General features: G+C 61.5%; 13 protein-coding genes. 4 read left to right on the top strand and 9 right to left on the bottom strand.

Annotated features, from left to right (window positions below; all coding sequences use genetic code 11):
- Positions 1-21: 21 nt before the first annotated feature.
- From F8N62_RS02580 to F8N62_RS02540, 9 genes are all read right to left on the bottom strand, one after another.
- A complete protein-coding gene (locus F8N62_RS02580; RefSeq protein WP_150709484.1) occupies positions 22-1083 on the bottom strand; it encodes a WD40/YVTN/BNR-like repeat-containing protein in 1062 nt (353 codons plus the stop codon).
- 70 nt (positions 1084-1153) lie between these two features.
- Positions 1154-2512, bottom strand: coding sequence for a DUF1329 domain-containing protein (locus tag F8N62_RS02575; protein WP_150709483.1), 1359 nt, complete (start codon positions 2510-2512; stop codon positions 1154-1156).
- 37 nt (positions 2513-2549) lie between these two features.
- Positions 2550-4376, bottom strand: coding sequence for a DUF1302 domain-containing protein (locus tag F8N62_RS02570; RefSeq protein ID WP_191632336.1), 1827 nt, complete (start codon positions 4374-4376; stop codon positions 2550-2552).
- Positions 4377-4556: 180 nt separating this feature from the next.
- Complete coding sequence (locus F8N62_RS02565) at positions 4557-5564, bottom strand: YeiH family protein (RefSeq protein WP_150709482.1); 1008 nt, start codon at positions 5562-5564, stop codon at positions 4557-4559.
- Positions 5565-5566: 2 nt separating this feature from the next.
- Positions 5567-6841: a spinster family MFS transporter gene (locus tag F8N62_RS02560; protein ID WP_191632335.1), complete on the bottom strand. Its 1275-nt coding sequence runs from the start codon at positions 6839-6841 to the stop codon at positions 5567-5569.
- 61 nt (positions 6842-6902) lie between these two features.
- Positions 6903-8483 carry an acyl-CoA carboxylase subunit beta gene (locus tag F8N62_RS02555; protein WP_150709481.1) on the bottom strand — a complete coding sequence of 527 codons (1581 nt, stop codon included), beginning with the start codon at positions 8481-8483 and terminating at the stop codon, positions 6903-6905.
- Positions 8480-10039, bottom strand: coding sequence for a class I adenylate-forming enzyme family protein (locus F8N62_RS02550; protein ID WP_150709480.1), 1560 nt, complete (start codon positions 10037-10039; stop codon positions 8480-8482). The genes F8N62_RS02555 and F8N62_RS02550 overlap by 4 nt, the downstream gene beginning before the upstream one ends.
- A 65-nt stretch (positions 10040-10104) precedes the next feature.
- On the bottom strand, positions 10105-10815 hold the full coding sequence (locus tag F8N62_RS02545; RefSeq protein WP_150709479.1) for a GntR family transcriptional regulator: 711 nt from the start codon (positions 10813-10815) through the stop codon (positions 10105-10107).
- Positions 10816-10820: 5 nt separating this feature from the next.
- Positions 10821-11045, bottom strand: a complete 225-nt coding sequence (locus tag F8N62_RS02540) for an acetyl-CoA carboxylase biotin carboxyl carrier protein subunit (protein ID WP_224791326.1) — start codon at positions 11043-11045, stop codon at positions 10821-10823.
- A gap of 198 nt (positions 11046-11243) precedes the next feature.
- On the opposite strand from F8N62_RS02540, the gene F8N62_RS02535 reads away from it, so the two are divergent.
- From F8N62_RS02535 to F8N62_RS02520, 4 genes are read left to right on the top strand one after another with little or no spacing between them, the layout of a single operon-like run.
- On the top strand, positions 11244-11711 hold the full coding sequence (locus F8N62_RS02535; RefSeq protein ID WP_150709478.1) for an acetyl-CoA carboxylase biotin carboxyl carrier protein: 468 nt from the start codon (positions 11244-11246) through the stop codon (positions 11709-11711).
- A complete protein-coding gene (gene accC, locus F8N62_RS02530) occupies positions 11711-13120 on the top strand; it encodes an acetyl-CoA carboxylase biotin carboxylase subunit (RefSeq protein WP_150709477.1) in 1410 nt (469 codons plus the stop codon). Before F8N62_RS02535 ends, accC begins: the two co-directional genes overlap by 1 nt.
- Positions 13117-14514: a hypothetical protein gene (locus F8N62_RS02525; protein ID WP_150709476.1), complete on the top strand. Its 1398-nt coding sequence runs from the start codon at positions 13117-13119 to the stop codon at positions 14512-14514. Before accC ends, F8N62_RS02525 begins: the two co-directional genes overlap by 4 nt.
- 3 nt (positions 14515-14517) lie before the next feature.
- Entirely contained in the window at positions 14518-16017 is a 1500-nt protein-coding gene (locus F8N62_RS02520; protein WP_150709475.1) for a carboxylase, read from the top strand.
- Positions 16018-16024: the final 7 nt, after the last annotated feature.

Genomic DNA, 16024 nt, shown 5'->3' with positions numbered 1-16024 from the left:
TCGCTCTTGTTGTTCTGGCTCTTATTCTTTGAGAAGCGCACGCGCACCACGGCTGCCGACCACGATCAGCGCTCCATCGCTGGCGAGGGCAGCACCGGCCACCGGTGACGGGTTCAGTTGTGGCAACAGTTGCAACCGGACGTTGTCGGCCTGATCGACCAGCATGTGCCCCGCCTGAGTGAACAGCCGGTATTGCCCGTGAGCGTCGACGGCCGCCGCGGTGACACTGACCTGCAGGCCCGTGTCGAACGCCGTCCAGTGCAGACCGCCATCGGTGCTGCGCAACACGTTGCCGCGCAGGCCGTAAACGACGACTTCGCCAGGCTTGCCGACGACACCGAAAAAGCTGCCTGGGTACGGGGTGCCCAGGGCGGCGAATCGCTGCTGCGCTTCGTCCCATTTCAGCACCAGGCCCTGCTCGCCGACGATGTACAGCGCATCGCCGGTCGACGCGATGGCGTTCAAGTGGAAGTTCTGCGGGTTATCGGTGCGGTCCTGAAAAGGCGTCCAGCTCTGGCCTGCGTCGTCGGTGCGCAGAATCAGGTTGAACACGCCGACCACATAGCCGACCTTGTCGTCGGCAAACCAGACGTCGAGCAAGGGCTTGTCGGCGCCCTCCTCGTCCAGTCGCTGACCATCGGCGACGAGCAGCGGCCATTGTTCGCTGGACGGCTCGGCGTTCGCCAGCGCGGCATAATGCTTGATCAGCAAGGCACCGATCTGTCGCCCGTCCAGTTGCTTTTTCCAGGTCGCGCCTGCGTCGCTGCTGTGCAGAATCACGCCATCGTTGCCGACTGCCCAGCCCTGCCGAGGACTGGAAAAGTACACGGCATTCAGGTCGCTGCTGACCGGCACACTGGCCTGCTGCCATTGCTGGCCGGCATCGTCGGAATAAAGAATGTGCCCGCGCTGCCCGACCGCCACCAGACGCGGCCCGGCATTCGCGACGTCCAGCAACGGACTGCGCACCGCCAAGGCACTATGCCTGGCGGGCAGGTCCAGCACATCAACGTAGCCTGCGGCCTGTGCGAACGTCTGCCACACCACCAACATCAGCGGCGCAAGCGTTTTGAATAAACACATGGTGCGTCCTCTTGCCAAAGCCGAAACCGGCGCTCTACCGCCACCGGCCCGGACTTTTGGTGTACGTGACTTAGCGAACTCCGTTACCGGCCAGCGCATCCGGCGACCACTGCGACTTGGAAAGCGGCGCGATGTATTTGATGCCGCCGTAGGCACCCGACAACCCGTTGATGTTGTAAGTCCCCCCCACCAGGTCATAGATCACGTGCGGCGTGGTGTTGGGGGTTGTCACGTCGTAGCTTTGCGAGAGGAAGCTGAACGAACCGCGATACAGTTGGCCGCGTGCATCGTATTGATCGGATGCCAGAGCCACCCAGCTGTCCTCGTCCAGATAGAAGCGACGCTTGGCGTAGACGTGACGGGCACCCGACTTGAGTGTGCCTTCCACAACCCACACACGATGCTTCTCCCAGCGCACGTACTGCGGCGCAAGGTGATTGGGGGTGGTCAGGGCTTTCGGATCCTTGATGTAGCTCAACGTGTAAGTGTTGTACGGCACGATCATTTCCTGCTTGCCGACCAGCTTCCAGTCATAGCGATCCAGCGCACCGTTGAAGACATAGACGTCATCATAAGTACCGGAACCGGCGGTGCCCGGGTTTGGCGTGTCATAGGCCAGGGTCGGAGCCAGCTTCACGCGGCGCTGACCGGGCAAGTACTGCCAGGCGCGGCGTGACTGCACTAGCGGGTTGGCCGCGTCCTTGAGCATGATCGCCTCTCCCGCACGACGTGCCGGGCCGGTGTAGTAAAGGCGAGTCTGGAAGTAGGTGTCCTTGCCATCGATGACCTTGCTCGGGTCTTCGAAGATCGGGAACGAGTTGACGATCTCACCACTGGTGGCCAGGTTCTGCGCGCCCGAGGAATCGACGTTCCAGGAATCATATTTGGTGGAGTACGCAACACCCTGATAGCGCAGCAAGTGGTTCCACATGGCCTCTGCCCCGGTCTGCGGGATCGGGAACGGCACGCCCGGCAGAACGTTTTCGATGGCGTTACCGTTCTCCAGCGACTTGGCGCCGGTCGCGTTCTTCAACGTGTTGTCCAGCACACTCTGAGGCAATGCCACGCTGCGATGAGTCGGATAGACCTCGACGCGAAAACCTGGGTAACGCGTGGCCAGTTCGACAGTGACCGCGGTCAGCTGATTCTTGTACTGGGCGACGTTCTTGCCATCAATCACCAACAGCGGCTTCTCGTTGGCATAGGGGTCGGGACGAAAGCTGTCACCGGCCTTGAAACCCGCCGGCAGGCTGGTCAGGCCGCCGGTGTAGGCCGGGATGGAGCCATCGGCGTTACCGGCCTTTTCGGCGCCGACGGAGGTCAGGTTGCTGCCTAGTTTCGCGGCGTCTGCGGCAGGCACGGCGGCCTGGACAAGACCGGCGAAGGACAGGGCCAGGGAGGCGCTCAACAGCGTGTGTATGCATTTCATGGTGTCGTTCTCCTGCTTGTTTTTAAGCAATCGAAAATCAGAAAGTTGTCTTGAAGGTGGCCGTGACCATGCCGCGATCCTTGAGCTGCGCCGGGGTCCCGCCAAACGCGGTGGTTTGACCGGGCACGCAGTTGTACTGGCCGTTGGCACCCGGTGCAGCGCCGTCTCCTTGACTGCCAGCGCTGCCTGGCGAACTGCAGGTGTCGAATGGTCCGAAGTTATCGACGTATTTCAGGTCGAAGCGGTATTGGTTACGCACGTCCATGCCGATACCGATCGAGTAGCTGCCGGAGTCCTCGTTACCGCCCAGTTGCACGGCGGAGTTGCCGTTGAGGCCGACGTTGTAAGTCATCGGCAGGTACATATCGATGCCAGGAAAGACCTGATACCAGGTCGGGTTGAAGTTGACGCCGATGATGTAGTTGTCCTTGGTGACCTTGTCGGTGCCGTGGTACCAGTCCTCGCCCTTGAACAGTTGCTTGTTGTCGGTCACTTTCAGCCAGCGGCTGTAGCCGAGTTCGACCAGTAACGAGGAGCTGTCCCACAGTGGCGTGTCGCCAAAGGTGGTCAAGCCGTTGAGCACTGCGTGCACGGTGTTGCCGCGGGCCACGCCGTCGTCGTCGTTGAAACTGCCGATGAAACCGGGCACGCCCGCGGCGGCGGCCGCCGGGCTGACACTGCCAGGCACACTGGCCAGCGGCATGTTTTCGCGGTAGTTGAGGTCGAAACCGACACTGACATCGCCGACGCTTTTCGACAGGCTGATGCCATAGATATCGATGTCATCGACATAGAACTGGTTGTAGCTGCCGATGTTGCCGGAGATCAGCTGTGCCGGGCCGACGGCGGTCGGTTGCAGTACCAGGTTGGGCAGAATGTCGGACGTTTTGCGGTAGTAGAAACCGAGCGTGCCGTCCAGCCATTCCGGGCTCCACTTGGCCATCAACCCGAAGTCGCCGCGCTTGTCCGGGGTGAAGGTGTGGCCATTGCTCAGGCGCAGGAACTGGTTGGCGCCGAGCGGTCCAGGGGTGCCGAAACGCGGATTCAAACCCCCGATCAGCGACAGGTTATGCCCGCCATTCTGGATGCCGTCGTTGAAGCCCAGGTACGTACCGGACTCCGGCAGACGCGAAGCGTCCCAGTCGAGGAAGTACTGCGCGCCGAGGGTCAACTCCGGGTTGACTGTGAAGCTGGCGGACAGTTGATTACGCGGGATGAACAGTTCCTTGGCTTCGGTGCCCGGCACTGCCAGCGCCTTGGTAATGTCCAGTCCGGACTGGCCATAACTGTTGCCGTGGGCAAAGGCCAAAACACTTTCGCCCCAGTACTGCGTGTGCTGGCCGGCCTTGCCACTGAGGATCGAGTCCTCGCCGATTTCCATGCTGCCGAACACAAAGGCATCGAGGATTTCGGCCGACGGGCCGTTGTAGTAGCGATCGACGTAACCGCTCACGTGACGCGAGTCTGGTCTACCGCTGTTGAGCTGGTTGGTCGCCGCGTTGTCGCTTCCGACATTGTCATAGGCATGGTCGTACCAACTGTTGGCACTGACGCGAAAACCCATCTTCTTCCGGTAGGACACGTCCAGCTCGGAGAGCACGTCCAGACGCTGGGACACCGGGCTGCCCGACGAGAAATTGCGGTTACCGTCGTTGTTGTTCCAGGCATTGGCTAACTTGCTGTTCGGGCTTTCCACCCGCTGCGCATAGTTGAACTTGAAGGTGTTGTCGAAACGCACCGCCCAGTCTTCACTTCCGGTATCAAGTTCAAAGGCATGAGCCGCTGGCAACGCAGCAACGAATAGCGCAGAAGCCAGCAGCGACGGCTCCCACACACTCACACCAGTCATTTTGTTTGTTCGCATACATTGGCTCCGGTTTTTTTTGTTGTTGTTTTTGTGTTTATAAAAAAGACATCTGGCTACCCGATGCGGGCGCAACAGTGCTCACCACTCTTATCCCCATCAGGGGAGCGTTCGATTCATTCAACGTGACCCGATCAATACCGCGGAGCCGGCACACCCCACGGTATTGAACGACCTGACTCAATGACCGAGTCGTATCAACAGCAACACCAGTCCAAGCAAAAAGACGGTTTCAGCAACCATCAACAGAATCGGTTTGAACCCCACCGTGGCCAGCTCCTTCAACTGGATTTTCATCCCCAGCGCACTGATCGCGACCACCAGGCACCAGCTCGACAATTGGTTGCCCAGGGTCTGCACCGCTGAAGGCAGCCAGCCAAAACTGGTCACCGCTGCCAGGGCGATGAACGCCACGGCAAACCAGGGCAATAACGGTGGTCGCTCACCGGTGCGCTGCCCGCTCTGAGCGCGGGTGATCAAGACCGCGCAAACGATGACCGGCAGCAGCATGGCGATGCGCATCAGCTTCACCACGGTGGCGGTATCGCCGATGTCATGGGACATGCTGTAACCGGCACCCACCACTTGAGCGACGTCGTGGATAGTGGCGCCGAGAAACACGCCGGCCTGCAGCGGGTCCAGACCCAGCGCCCGGGCGATCAACGGATAGCCAATCATCGCCAGGGTCGACAGCGCGGACACGCCGATCACTGTGAACAACGTCGCGCGCTCCTTGGCATGATGGGCGGGCAATGCGGCCGCCAACGCCAGCGCCGCAGACGCCCCGCAAATCGCCGTGGCGCCACCGGACAACAAACCGAACAGCACGTTGAAACCCAAGGCGCGGGCCGCCAGCATCGACACCAAAATGGTGACGACCACCGACACCACAACGATCAGCACCGGATGCCAACCCAGCGCCGCAATCTGCTCCAGTGAAATGCGCATCCCCAGCAAGGCCACGCCGACCCGCAGCACTTCTCGCGCACTGAAATCGATGCCCGGTTTACTCGGCCCCGCCGCCAGAAAATTCATGGCCATGCCGAGCAGGAGTGCCAGCAGCATCACCGGCGCCTGGTACTGGTCCGCCAGAAACCGCGCCGCAATCGCGACGATGATGCTGGCCAGGACACCCGGCAGGTGTTGACTGACAACCGACTGAAGCTGAATGACAGCGGATCTGGACATGACTAAACCTTGATACCCATGGCCGGCACCAAGCTCGTGCTTTCACGTTTGATCCGCGCCGCCACATAGAAAAACAAGCCACCCAGCACCAACGCCATGATGTCGCTGACCAGCAGCACATGAGTCAGCGGTGAATCCACGCCGGCCTTGGTCAGCACATCGCTGATCCAGCCGACGACAAACGTGGCGAGGGCCACCGAAAACAGGTTCAACAGCAGCATCGAACAGCCCATCACCGTCGACCGCATACGCACGGGGACGGCCCCTTGAATCGCGGTGGTCGCAGCACCGTAAAGCGACATCAACATGAAAATGCCCACCGCCATTCCCACGTAGAACAGCGGCGAGTCCGACGGTACTAGTCGATAAGCGATCATGAACGGTGCGCTGACCAGCATGAGCAGCACCAGCACACTGGCGTGGCCGCCCTTGAAACGAGGGGCCAGACGGTCGCTCAAAATGCCACCGGCCAAGGCACCCAACGAACCGAACACGATCTGCATGACGCCCATGGTCATGGCGATGGTGGCCGGCTCCATCCCCCGCTCGCGGGCAATCCAGAGTTGCGCGAACGAGATGCCGGGATAAACCAGGTGAGCCAGGACAAAACCGGCCACGGTATAGCGCACGACACGGTTGCTGTTCAGCTCACCGAGTACCGCGGCCAACTGAGTCTTGAGGGGTGCTCCGCGCTCTTGAACCGTGGTGTTGCTGCGTTTGTCGCGCATCAGCAGCAACGGCAAGCCGATGACCAGTCCGGCGACACCGAGGACATGAAAGGTGGTGCGCCAACCATGAGTTGCACCCAGCGTGCCCGCCAGCAGAAAGCTGCAACCAATGCCCAACGGAATGCCCAGGTAAAACAGTCCCATTGCCGTGCCCCGGCGCTTCTCCGAGAACAACTCCATCAACAACGCCGTGGCCGCGGGCACCAATGCCGCTTCACCGGTGGCCACCAGAAAACGTGCCGCCACCATTTGCTCGAAGTTCTGCACGAATCCGGAGGCCACTGTGCAGGCGCTCCAGACCAGCATGCCGGCACCGATGACCCGAGGGCGACTGTGACGGTCGGCCAGCGCGCCGAGAAACACCGCCATCACGCCATAGCTCAGCACCCAGACCGCGCCGACCAGAAAGCCGTACTGCGCGTTATTGATCGCCAGCTCGCCAGTGATTTGCGGCGCGAAGCCCAGCAGAATATTTCGGTCCACTTGGGCCAACAGGTGAATCACCATCAACGTTGCCAAAACGGCGCAGGGACTCTTTTTCCAGAACATCGTCTGTACCTTTGAGTGGTTGTTATGAAGCTAAGGCCGGATGCCGCTCGACCTGCCAGGACTAGCGCATGGTCCGCCGCTTCGGCCCAAGGGAAAGTGCGGTGATGCGATAGGCATCCCCCACCCAGTTGCACAGCAATGGACGCGTACTGTCCGGCTCAATGATGTCGATTACGCCAAAGCGTTCGGCGGTACGCAGGGGTGAAGCCAGGGCCTGGTAATGGGCCTCCAGCTCTTTGCGACGTGCCAGCGGATCATCGGCCGCAGCGATTTCCTGCTTGTAGGCGGCCGCGACGCCGCCCTCGATCGGGATCGAACCCCACTGCGCCGAAGGCCAGGCAAACCGGTGCGGCAATGCCGTGCCCGTCGGACCGTGCCACGGGCTGACCATCGCGCCGGCGAGTCCGACACAACGGCGCAAGACGATCGTGATCACAGGCACGCTGGCTTGTTCGATTGCATGCACGGCCTGCATCGCTGCACTCAAGGTGCCCTGCATTTCCGCCTCTTGCCCGGTCATCACACCCGGCTGATCGACCAGATAAATGAGCGGCAAATGAAAGGTGTCGCACAGGTCGATGAAACGGGTCTGCTTGAGCGCCGCCGCACGCGTCAACGCACCGCCGCCGACGCGCGGGTTGTTGCAGATGATCCCCACCGAGTAGCCGTTGAGACGGGCAAACGCGGTGATGGTGGAGGCGCCGAAGTCCGGGGACATCTCGAACAGGCTGTCTTTGTCGACCAGCGATTTAAGGATCTTGTGCGGATTGAAAATCTTGCGCCGGTCATGGGGAATCGCGTCGTTGAGCCACGCGTCACGGCGACCGGGGGCGTCCGTGGTTGCCACACGCGGTGGCTGCTCCCAGACGTTGACCGGCAGATAGGACAGGAATCGCTTGGCCAGCTCCAAGGCCTCGGCATCGGTATTGGCCGCCAGGTTGATCATGCCGCTGTGACGATGCACCTGGTCGTAACCGCCGAGGTCGTTCTTGTCGATGTCGATCCCGAACGCCTGCTTCACAACAGGCGGACCCGCCGCGAACACCTGGCTCTGGCCACGCACCATGATCGACAGGTGTGAAGCGGCCACCCGCAACGCGCCCAGTCCGGCACAGGCACCGTGGGCAATGCCGACCACCGGCACGGCACCCAGGAGATGAGTGATCGGCAACAGGGCATAACCCGGAATCTTGGTATGACCGAGCTTGTCGAGCAACTTCACACTGCCGCCGGCGCTGTCGATCATGCGAATGATCGGCAGCTTGTATTCCCAGGCATAACGGTCGGCGTAGATCCACTTTTCAGCGACCGCCGCCTCCGACGAACCACCGCGAATGGTGAAATCATCCGCCGCCACCACCGTGCGGCGCTGCGCGATCGTGCCCACGCCGACCACTGCCGTGCTCGGCGTGGCGGAGGCAATCTTGCCTTCCGCCGTGTACTTCACGGCACCGGCCAATATGCCGAATTCCTCGAAGCTTTCATCGTCCAGCAGGTGGCCGATGCGCTCGCGGGCCGTGAGCTTGCCCTGGGCATGATGCTTTTCTACCGCTTCCGGGCCGCCCAATGCATAGGCGACTTCCCGGCGCGCGCGGATGTCGGCGAGCTCCAGCGACCATTCAGGGGCAACAGGCGTGCTCATGATGATGTCCTCTCCAGGCGCGCGAGATAGTCATCGCGCAGTATGTTTTTCACGACCTTGCCGGCATTGTTGCGCGGCAGAGCGTCAACGAACTCGATCAGGCGCGGCTTTTTGTATCCAGCGATCAGTGCAACGCAATGACTGCCAAGGGACTCGCTGTCGACCGTGGCGCCTTCGCGCCGGACGACGAAAGCGGCGATCCGCTCGCCCCACTCCGCATCGGGCAGCCCCAGTACCGCCACTTCGACGACCTGCGGATGGCTTTCCAGGGCATCTTCGACTTCCCGGGCGTAGACGTTGAAGCCACCGGAAATGATCATGTCCTTGTTACGTCCGACGATAAAAAGGAAGCCCTGCGCATCGAGGTAACCGAGGTCGCCGGTGTAGTACCAGCCATCGCGGATAGCCTCGGCTTCCAGATCGGGGCGGCGCCAGAACGCCACTTCGCCGATACCGTCGGTGGCGATGGCGATCTCGCCGATTTCACCCGCCGCCAGTTCTTGACCGTGAACATCGCGCACGGTGATCTGCACGTTCGCGGTCGGTTTGCCGCAGGAGCGCAGCACGCCGTCTTCAGCGTGTTCGTGTGGATACAGCACTGCCAGCGGCTGGACCGCCTCGGTCATTCCATATTGCTGACGCATCACCGGACCGAACCGCGCAATCGCCCGGCGGATCAGGTCGACGGAGGTCGGAGCCGTGCCGTAATGAATGCACTTGAGCGAGGACAGATCAGCGTTGGCGCCGCTGTCGAGCGTGTCGAGCAGGCGCGTGAGCATGGTCGGCACGCACATCATTTGCGTAATGCGATGGCGCTCGATTTTCTGCAGCGTTTCCAGCGGCTCGAACTTCTCCAGAATCACGTTGCGCGCGCCTCGCAAGTAGCACGGCAGCAGATGAACGCCGGCAGCATGAGTCAAGGGGCCGACGTGCAACATCGCATCGTCTACGCCCAGGCCGTATTCCATGGCATAGAAGTGATTGGTCAGGCGCTCGTACCAACGCTTGACGGTATAGGTCACTCCCTTGGGCTTGCCGGTCGTCCCCGAGGTATAGGCGATACGCAACTGCGTGTCCGCAGACACCTGAACATTCGGCGCATGGGCCGGCATGGCAGCGAGTACCTGGCGGTAATCCAGCACCTGCGGCGCCTGCCAATCAAGCCCGATCACGTGTCGCAAACTGGCCACTGCGTCGCGCGCACCTGCTCCGATCTCGCGGAATTCCGGCCCAGCCACCAGCACGCTTGCGCCGGCGTCGTTGAGGATCGCGACCTGTTCGGCCAGCGTGTGCCGGGCATTCAGCGCGACGTAGACCAGGCCTGCCTTTTCGACTGCAAACACACTCTCGATCGCCTCGGGTGAATTATTGAGTAGCACAGCCACACGCTCACCGACCTGCAATCCCAGGGAAATCAGGGCATGGGCCAGGCGATTGCTGCCAGTTTCCACCTCGTCATAGGTCAGGCAGTCGTCCCCGAAAATCAGGGCGGTGCGGCCACGGTGCTGCCGGGCGGCCCAACTCAGCATTAATCCTGCGGTACGTTTCTTTGTCATGATATTTTTTGTCTTATTGTCGACAATTTGACACAGCACTTGGGAGTGTTGTGCCCCCGTGTGGTTTATTCCAACTGATTCGATGCGGCTTGATGGGAAGCGTTGATCAGCTCAACCATCGTTTTTGCGGCAACCGTGCTGCTGTTTTGTCTGAGTGCCTCGACCAGCTGACGCCAATGAATGACGGAAGCCTCCCGGCGTTCCGGCGAACGCAAACCCAGGCGGGTGTAGCGTGCGGTCTGGATACCCAACGCGCCCATCAGCTCCGCCAACTGCTTGTTGCCGCAGGCCTGGAACAACAGCGTGCTCAGGCGATAACTGCCCTGCGCGTATTCATCCAGTGCATCCGATTGCGCAGCGATCAGCTCCAGCCGGGTGACGATGGCGTCCATCTGATTCACCACAGACCCGTCAAGATCCACCAGGTATTTGGCCAACAACCCGGCCAGCACGGCACGGATCTCGAACAGGTTGTCGATCTCCTGGCGGCTCAATGAAGTCACATGCGCGCCACGCTGCGGCACGATCGTCACCACACCGACCTTCTCGAGAATGCGCAGGGCTTCGCGGATCGGACCACGACTGACCTGGAAGTGGTCGGCCAGCTCCTGCTCACGCACCGAATCGCCCGGCCCGTATTCACCGCGCAAAATCGCCAGCGTGATGCTTTCGGCAATCTGCTCCGGCATCGTCAACACGCGCTGGCGACCAGCCCGCATGATACCTATTGCACTACCGCCCTTGGCGGCCGACGCCGAGCCTGCATTCATTGACATAGACTTCAATCGCACTCCATAAGCAAAACATCCTGGCCATCTTTTACCACTTCGCCCTCGGCCACGAGAACGCTGATCACTCGACCCGACTCCGCGGCCATCAAGGGGATTTCCATTTTCATGGACTCCATAATGACCAGTGTCTGATCTTCTTCAACAACATCACCTTCGCGGACATGGATCTGCCACACCGTCCCAGCAACATCCGATTTAACCGCGATTGTACTCATTCTCGCCCCCTCCAAAACACCACTGTTTTCTGAAATCGCCGGGCTTGCGGCTGCCGCACGCTACGCTTTTGCTATCAAGTACTGCGCAAACGTCCCGGGTGATGGTCAGCACATTACTTCATTGTCTGATTGTTGACAATCCTACGTTTGGATGTTTTTATCGGTCAAGGCAATTCGAACAACAAGAGGCCCTGAGGCATGTCGCTCACACATAAAGAAGCACGAAGAATCCTGGAAATACTGGACCACACCCGGCATCTGGACTTCCTGGAAGTCCGCGTCGGCGACACCACGCTGACGGCCAGCAAGTCCGGCACGGTGCAGCGTTCGCTGGAACCGGTGCAAGGCACAACGCCGACAAAAATGGCGCAGCCGGCGCCCGCCCTGGCAGCCCTGAGCGAACCTGAAGTGACCGCCGGTCAGGTCGCGGTGCGCGCCACCATGATGGGCACCTTCTATCGAAAACCCAGCCCCGACCAACCGTCATTTGTTGAAGAAAACGCCACCGTAGAGGCCGGCGCCCCCCTGTGCCTGGTTGAGGCCATGAAGCTGTTCAACACCCTCGCCTCCCCGGTGAACGGACGTGTGGTGCGCATCGTCGCCCAGGACCTGCAAATGGTTCAGCGGGACCAGTTATTGATGATTATCGAACCGGAGACTCGCTGATGAGCAGCATTCCCGTGGCAACCCGCGACATTCGCCGGGTGTTGATCGCCAACCGTGGCGAGATCGCTGTACGCATTGTGCGTGCCTGCAAAACCCTGGGCATCGAATCGGTCGCAGCCGTTTCCGAAGCCGACGTGGACAGCCTGGCCGCCCGCCTCGCCGACCAGTACGTGATCATTGGCCCGGCGCCCGCGGCGCAAAGTTACCTGTGCGCGGAACTGCTGGTGCGCACCGCGCTGGAACACCGTTGCGATGCGATCCATCCGGGGTATGGCTTCCTGTCCGAGCGCTCGCATTTCGCCCAGGCCTGCGAAGACGCCGGGCTGGTGTTCATCGGTCCATCGGCCGAAATCATCGATTCGATGGGCGACAAAATCACTGCCGTCGGTCTGGCCGAAAAGGCCGAAGTGCCGCGTGTGCCGGGTTCCGATGCCGTGGCCGATGCCGAGACGGCCCGCCGCATCGCCAGCGGTATTGGCTATCCCGTGCTCTTCAAGGCAACGGCCGGTGGCGGCGGACGCGGCATGCGCATCGTGCGCAACGACGAAGAAGCCGAAGCCGCTTTCCGTTCAGCCTCCTCGGAAGCACAAGCAGCCTTTGGCGATCCGACTCTGTACGTCGAGAAATTCATCGAACTGGCGCGCCATATCGAAATCCAGATCATGGGCGACCGCCATGGCAACGTGGTGCACCTTGGCGAACGTGAGTGCTCGACGCAGCGCCGTCACCAGAAACTGATCGAAGAAGCTCCGTCTCCCAGCCTGGCGCCGCAAACCCGCGAGCACATGGGTGAGTGCGCCGTACGTCTGGCCAAAAATGTCGGCTATTTCGGTGCGGGCACGATCGAATTCGTGGTCGATGACCGCGACGGCACATTCTATTTTCTGGAAATGAACACCCGCATCCAGGTCGAACACCCGGTGACGGAGATGATCACCGGTTTCGACCTGGTCGCCGAGCAGATCCGCATCGCTGCCGGCCTGCCACTGTCGTTCACCCAGGCTGACGTGCACCTGACCGGCCATGCCATCGAGTGCCGGATCAACGCCGAAGACCCGGACCGCAACTTCCTGCCTAGCCCGGGCCAGGTCAGCGAGTGGCAACCGCCCAAAGGCAAAGGCGTGCGGGTCGATACCCACTGCTACAGCGGCGCCACCGTGCCACCGTTTTATGACTCCCTGCTGGCGAAACTGATCGTGCATGCGCCGACTCGCAGCGAAGCCATCGTGCTGATGCGCAAGGCGCTGGAAGACATGAAAGTCGTGGGCCTGTCGACCACCGCCAGCTTCCATCACGCCGTGCTCGACCACCCGGACTTCGTCGCCGGCCTCGTCACCACACGCTGGGTTGAAGACGTCTTCGTACCTGCCCGCAAACAGGCGTTGAAACAAGCCAAGGAGCGCTCATGAGCATGACAACCCTGGTCGATGTCAGCCTGAGCGACGGTCAGACCGCTGCCTGGGGAGGCGCCGCGAGCAGCGCGATGCTGCTCGCCACGATGAACTCGCTCGGGCACGCTCGACTCGGCGCCATTGAGGTGTTGAGCCCGGCGGTGATCGCGCAATGCATCAGCCGCAACGAAAACCCGCTGCAACGCGTCGCCGCGTTGCATCAGCGCGCCAATGGCACACCGTTGCGCGCCACCGTCAACCTGCTGCCCGCCCACGGCCAACTGGATGTGCTCGGCGGTGAAGCGCTGGACACCTGGCTGCGTTTGCTGGCGAAGTCCGGTATCAGCGAAGTCGTATTGATTGATCCGCTGCTGGACTTTTCGCGCTTGGCTAACGCGGTGCAAAAGGCCCGGGACCACGGCCTGATCGCCATCGCCGCCCTGCCCTATGTGGACGATCCCGAGCATTGCGATGCGTACTATTCAGCCTGTGCCGCACGCCTGGTGCTGACCGGTGCGCAGCGCATCATGCTGCGAGACGAAGCGGGCCTGCTGCATTGCGATCGCCTGCCTGGCCTGCTCGCGGCCCTGCGCAGTGGCGTGGATGGCAAACCGCTGGACCTGCACACGCGCTGCCACACCGGACTCGGCCCGCAAGTGGCGCTGGAAGCGATTCGACTCGGGATCGACCGTCTCGATGCTGCGTTACCCGCGGTCGCCAACGGCGCATCGGCGCCTTCGCTGGCACTGTTGATCCGGTCGGCGGCGCTGCTCGAGCTGCCGCTGCAAGCACCGGATCAGAACCGTATCACAGAAGCCCAGACTCAGCTCGCGGCCGTGGCGGATCAGGAAGGCTTTGCCGAAAGCCAGCCATGGGCGTTTGATCTCTCTCCCTACGAACATCAGTTGCCGGGGGAAATCGCCGCCCAAGCGTTGCAAACCTTGCGCGAGCGCGGACGTCTGACTGATCTTTTCGAGTTTTCCCGAGAGTGCACGCGCATTCGCCAGGAGCTCGGCAATCCGCCGATGCTGCAACCGTTCGCACACGCCATCGCACGGCAGGCGCTGGAACATCTCGATTCCAGCCCACGCTTCACCACGTTGCAGCCAGCACTGCGCCGCTGGCTGCAGGGTTGCTACGGCCCGATCAACACGTCGCTGCTGAGCGTGCAACAACGTATCGGCGCTGTCGCCCACCCTGACCGTCCAGCCAACTTGCCTTCTTCTGAAGAAGCACTGGCGGCGCTGGTGTGCGGCTGCCGTGCGCTGCAGCCTATGCAAAAACTTCACTACGAATTACGCACACCCGAGCAAGCCTTGACCCACGGGCTGCTGCAACGCTGGCCCGACTACAGCGTATTGAGTGTCACAGGCCCAGGCCTGTCCATCCATCTCGAACACAGCAAGGGGTGATTTGTGCTGAATCAACTACGCGAAACCGTCAATGCAGAATTCGCCCGCACCGGCAAACGCCGGCGTATCCAGCTGGTCGACGCTACCCTGCGCGACGCGCACCAATGCCTGTGGGCCACGCGCATGCGCACCGAGCACATGTTGCCGATGGCCGAGCGCCTGGATGCCCTGGGATTTGATGCGATTGAAGCCATTGCCCTGGTGCAGTTCGACGCCAGCGTGCTGTTCCTCAATCAGAGCCCGCTGGAGCGCTTGCGCCTGTTGTCCGAGCGCATCCGCCACACGCCGCTGCGCGCAATTGTGCGCAGCAATATGCTGCGCAGCTTCTACCCGGAGCCGGACGATTTGAGCGAGCTGTACGTCGAACGCCTGATCGCCAACGGTGCGCGTGACATCGGTTTTCTCGACTCCCTGCACTGCTGGGATAACCTGGTGCCATCGATCACCACCGCCAAGCGACTCGGCGCGACCACCAACCTTGCGATGATTTACAACCTGGCGCCAGGCTACGACGCGCCGTTCTACGCCGCCAAGGCGCGTGAGGCCATCGAGCGCTTCGACATCGACGCCTTTACCTTCGGCGACGCCGGCGGCAGCCTGACCGTGGAGCAGGTACGCAGCATTGTGCCGGCGATCAAAGCCGTGATCGGCGACCGACCGCTGGAAGTGCTGACCCATTGCTTGAATGCTACCGGTTCGCTGGTGGCCATCGAAGCCGCTGTGCACGGCGCCGACCGTTTGCTGTGTTCGGTCGATCCGCTGGCCAACGGCAATGCCGGGCCCTCGGCACAGATGCTGGCGCGCAATCTGCGCGAAATCGGCTTCGAGGTCAGTTTCGATGACCGTGCGGCGGACGAGGTCGGCGACTATCTCGCCGGGATCGCCGAAGAGAACGGCTTCCCCGTGGGTGTCCCGGCGGAATACGACCCGGCGCACTTCGTCACTCAATATGCCGGCGGTGCCATGTCCAATCTGCAATCGCAACTGCAACTCGCCGGCATCGCCGACAAGCTGCCGGTGGTGCTCGAGGAGATCGGCCGCGTCCGCGTGGAACTGGGCTCACCGGTCATGGCCACGCCCTTCCCCGCCATGATCGCCGCGCAGGCAGTGATGAATGTGCTGAGCGGCGAGCGTTATAAAGTGGTGCCGGACGAAGTGAAAAAGTATGTCTGCGGCTATTTCGGTGCGCTGCCGCTGCCGGTCGATCCTGAAGTCAAGTATCGCGTACTGGCCAACGGCTCCCGCGAAGTCGCTGAAACGCCGCCAGTGCTGTCGCCACGGGTTCCGGAGCTGCGTCGTCGCTACCCCGGTCTGTCGGATGACGAACTGCTGCTGCGCGCCATGTACGGCGACGAAAAAATCACCGGGCTCGTACCGACCGTGATCGATGACACCTTCAGCGTGCGTCGTCCACTGCACGAACTGATCGCCGGTCTGGCCAGGCTTCCTGAACAGCGTCATGTGCACATCGCCATGGCCGGTTTCGAATTGCGTACTCATTGAGGCTGCC

The organism is Pseudomonas fluorescens (genome assembly GCF_902497785.1).
GTDB lineage: Bacteria > Pseudomonadota > Gammaproteobacteria > Pseudomonadales > Pseudomonadaceae > Aquipseudomonas > Aquipseudomonas fluorescens_BO.
This window is presented reverse-complemented; position numbering and strand designations above follow the sequence as displayed.

Bases quoted from the DNA above. Each gene is read 5' to 3' on its own strand.
- F8N62_RS02545 (WP_150709479.1), bottom strand. From the start codon at position 10,815: ATGTCAATGAATGCAGGCTCGGCGTCGGCCGCCAAGGGCGGTAGTGCA.
- F8N62_RS02550 (WP_150709480.1), bottom strand. From the start codon at position 10,039: ATGACAAAGAAACGTACCGCAGGATTAATGCTGAGTTGGGCCGCCCGG.
- F8N62_RS02540 (WP_224791326.1), bottom strand. From the start codon at position 11,045: ATGAGTACAATCGCGGTTAAATCGGATGTTGCTGGGACGGTGTGGCAG.
- F8N62_RS02535 (WP_150709478.1), top strand. From the start codon at position 11,244: ATGTCGCTCACACATAAAGAAGCACGAAGAATCCTGGAAATACTGGAC.
- F8N62_RS02570 (WP_191632336.1), bottom strand. From the start codon at position 4,376: ATGCGAACAAACAAAATGACTGGTGTGAGTGTGTGGGAGCCGTCGCTG.
- F8N62_RS02580 (WP_150709484.1), bottom strand. From the start codon at position 1,083: ATGTGTTTATTCAAAACGCTTGCGCCGCTGATGTTGGTGGTGTGGCAG.
- F8N62_RS02555 (WP_150709481.1), bottom strand. From the start codon at position 8,483: ATGAGCACGCCTGTTGCCCCTGAATGGTCGCTGGAGCTCGCCGACATC.
- accC (WP_150709477.1), top strand. From the start codon at position 11,711: ATGAGCAGCATTCCCGTGGCAACCCGCGACATTCGCCGGGTGTTGATC.
- F8N62_RS02565 (WP_150709482.1), bottom strand. From the start codon at position 5,564: ATGTCCAGATCCGCTGTCATTCAGCTTCAGTCGGTTGTCAGTCAACAC.
- F8N62_RS02575 (WP_150709483.1), bottom strand. From the start codon at position 2,512: ATGAAATGCATACACACGCTGTTGAGCGCCTCCCTGGCCCTGTCCTTC.
- F8N62_RS02525 (WP_150709476.1), top strand. From the start codon at position 13,117: ATGAGCATGACAACCCTGGTCGATGTCAGCCTGAGCGACGGTCAGACC.
- F8N62_RS02560 (WP_191632335.1), bottom strand. From the start codon at position 6,841: ATGTTCTGGAAAAAGAGTCCCTGCGCCGTTTTGGCAACGTTGATGGTG.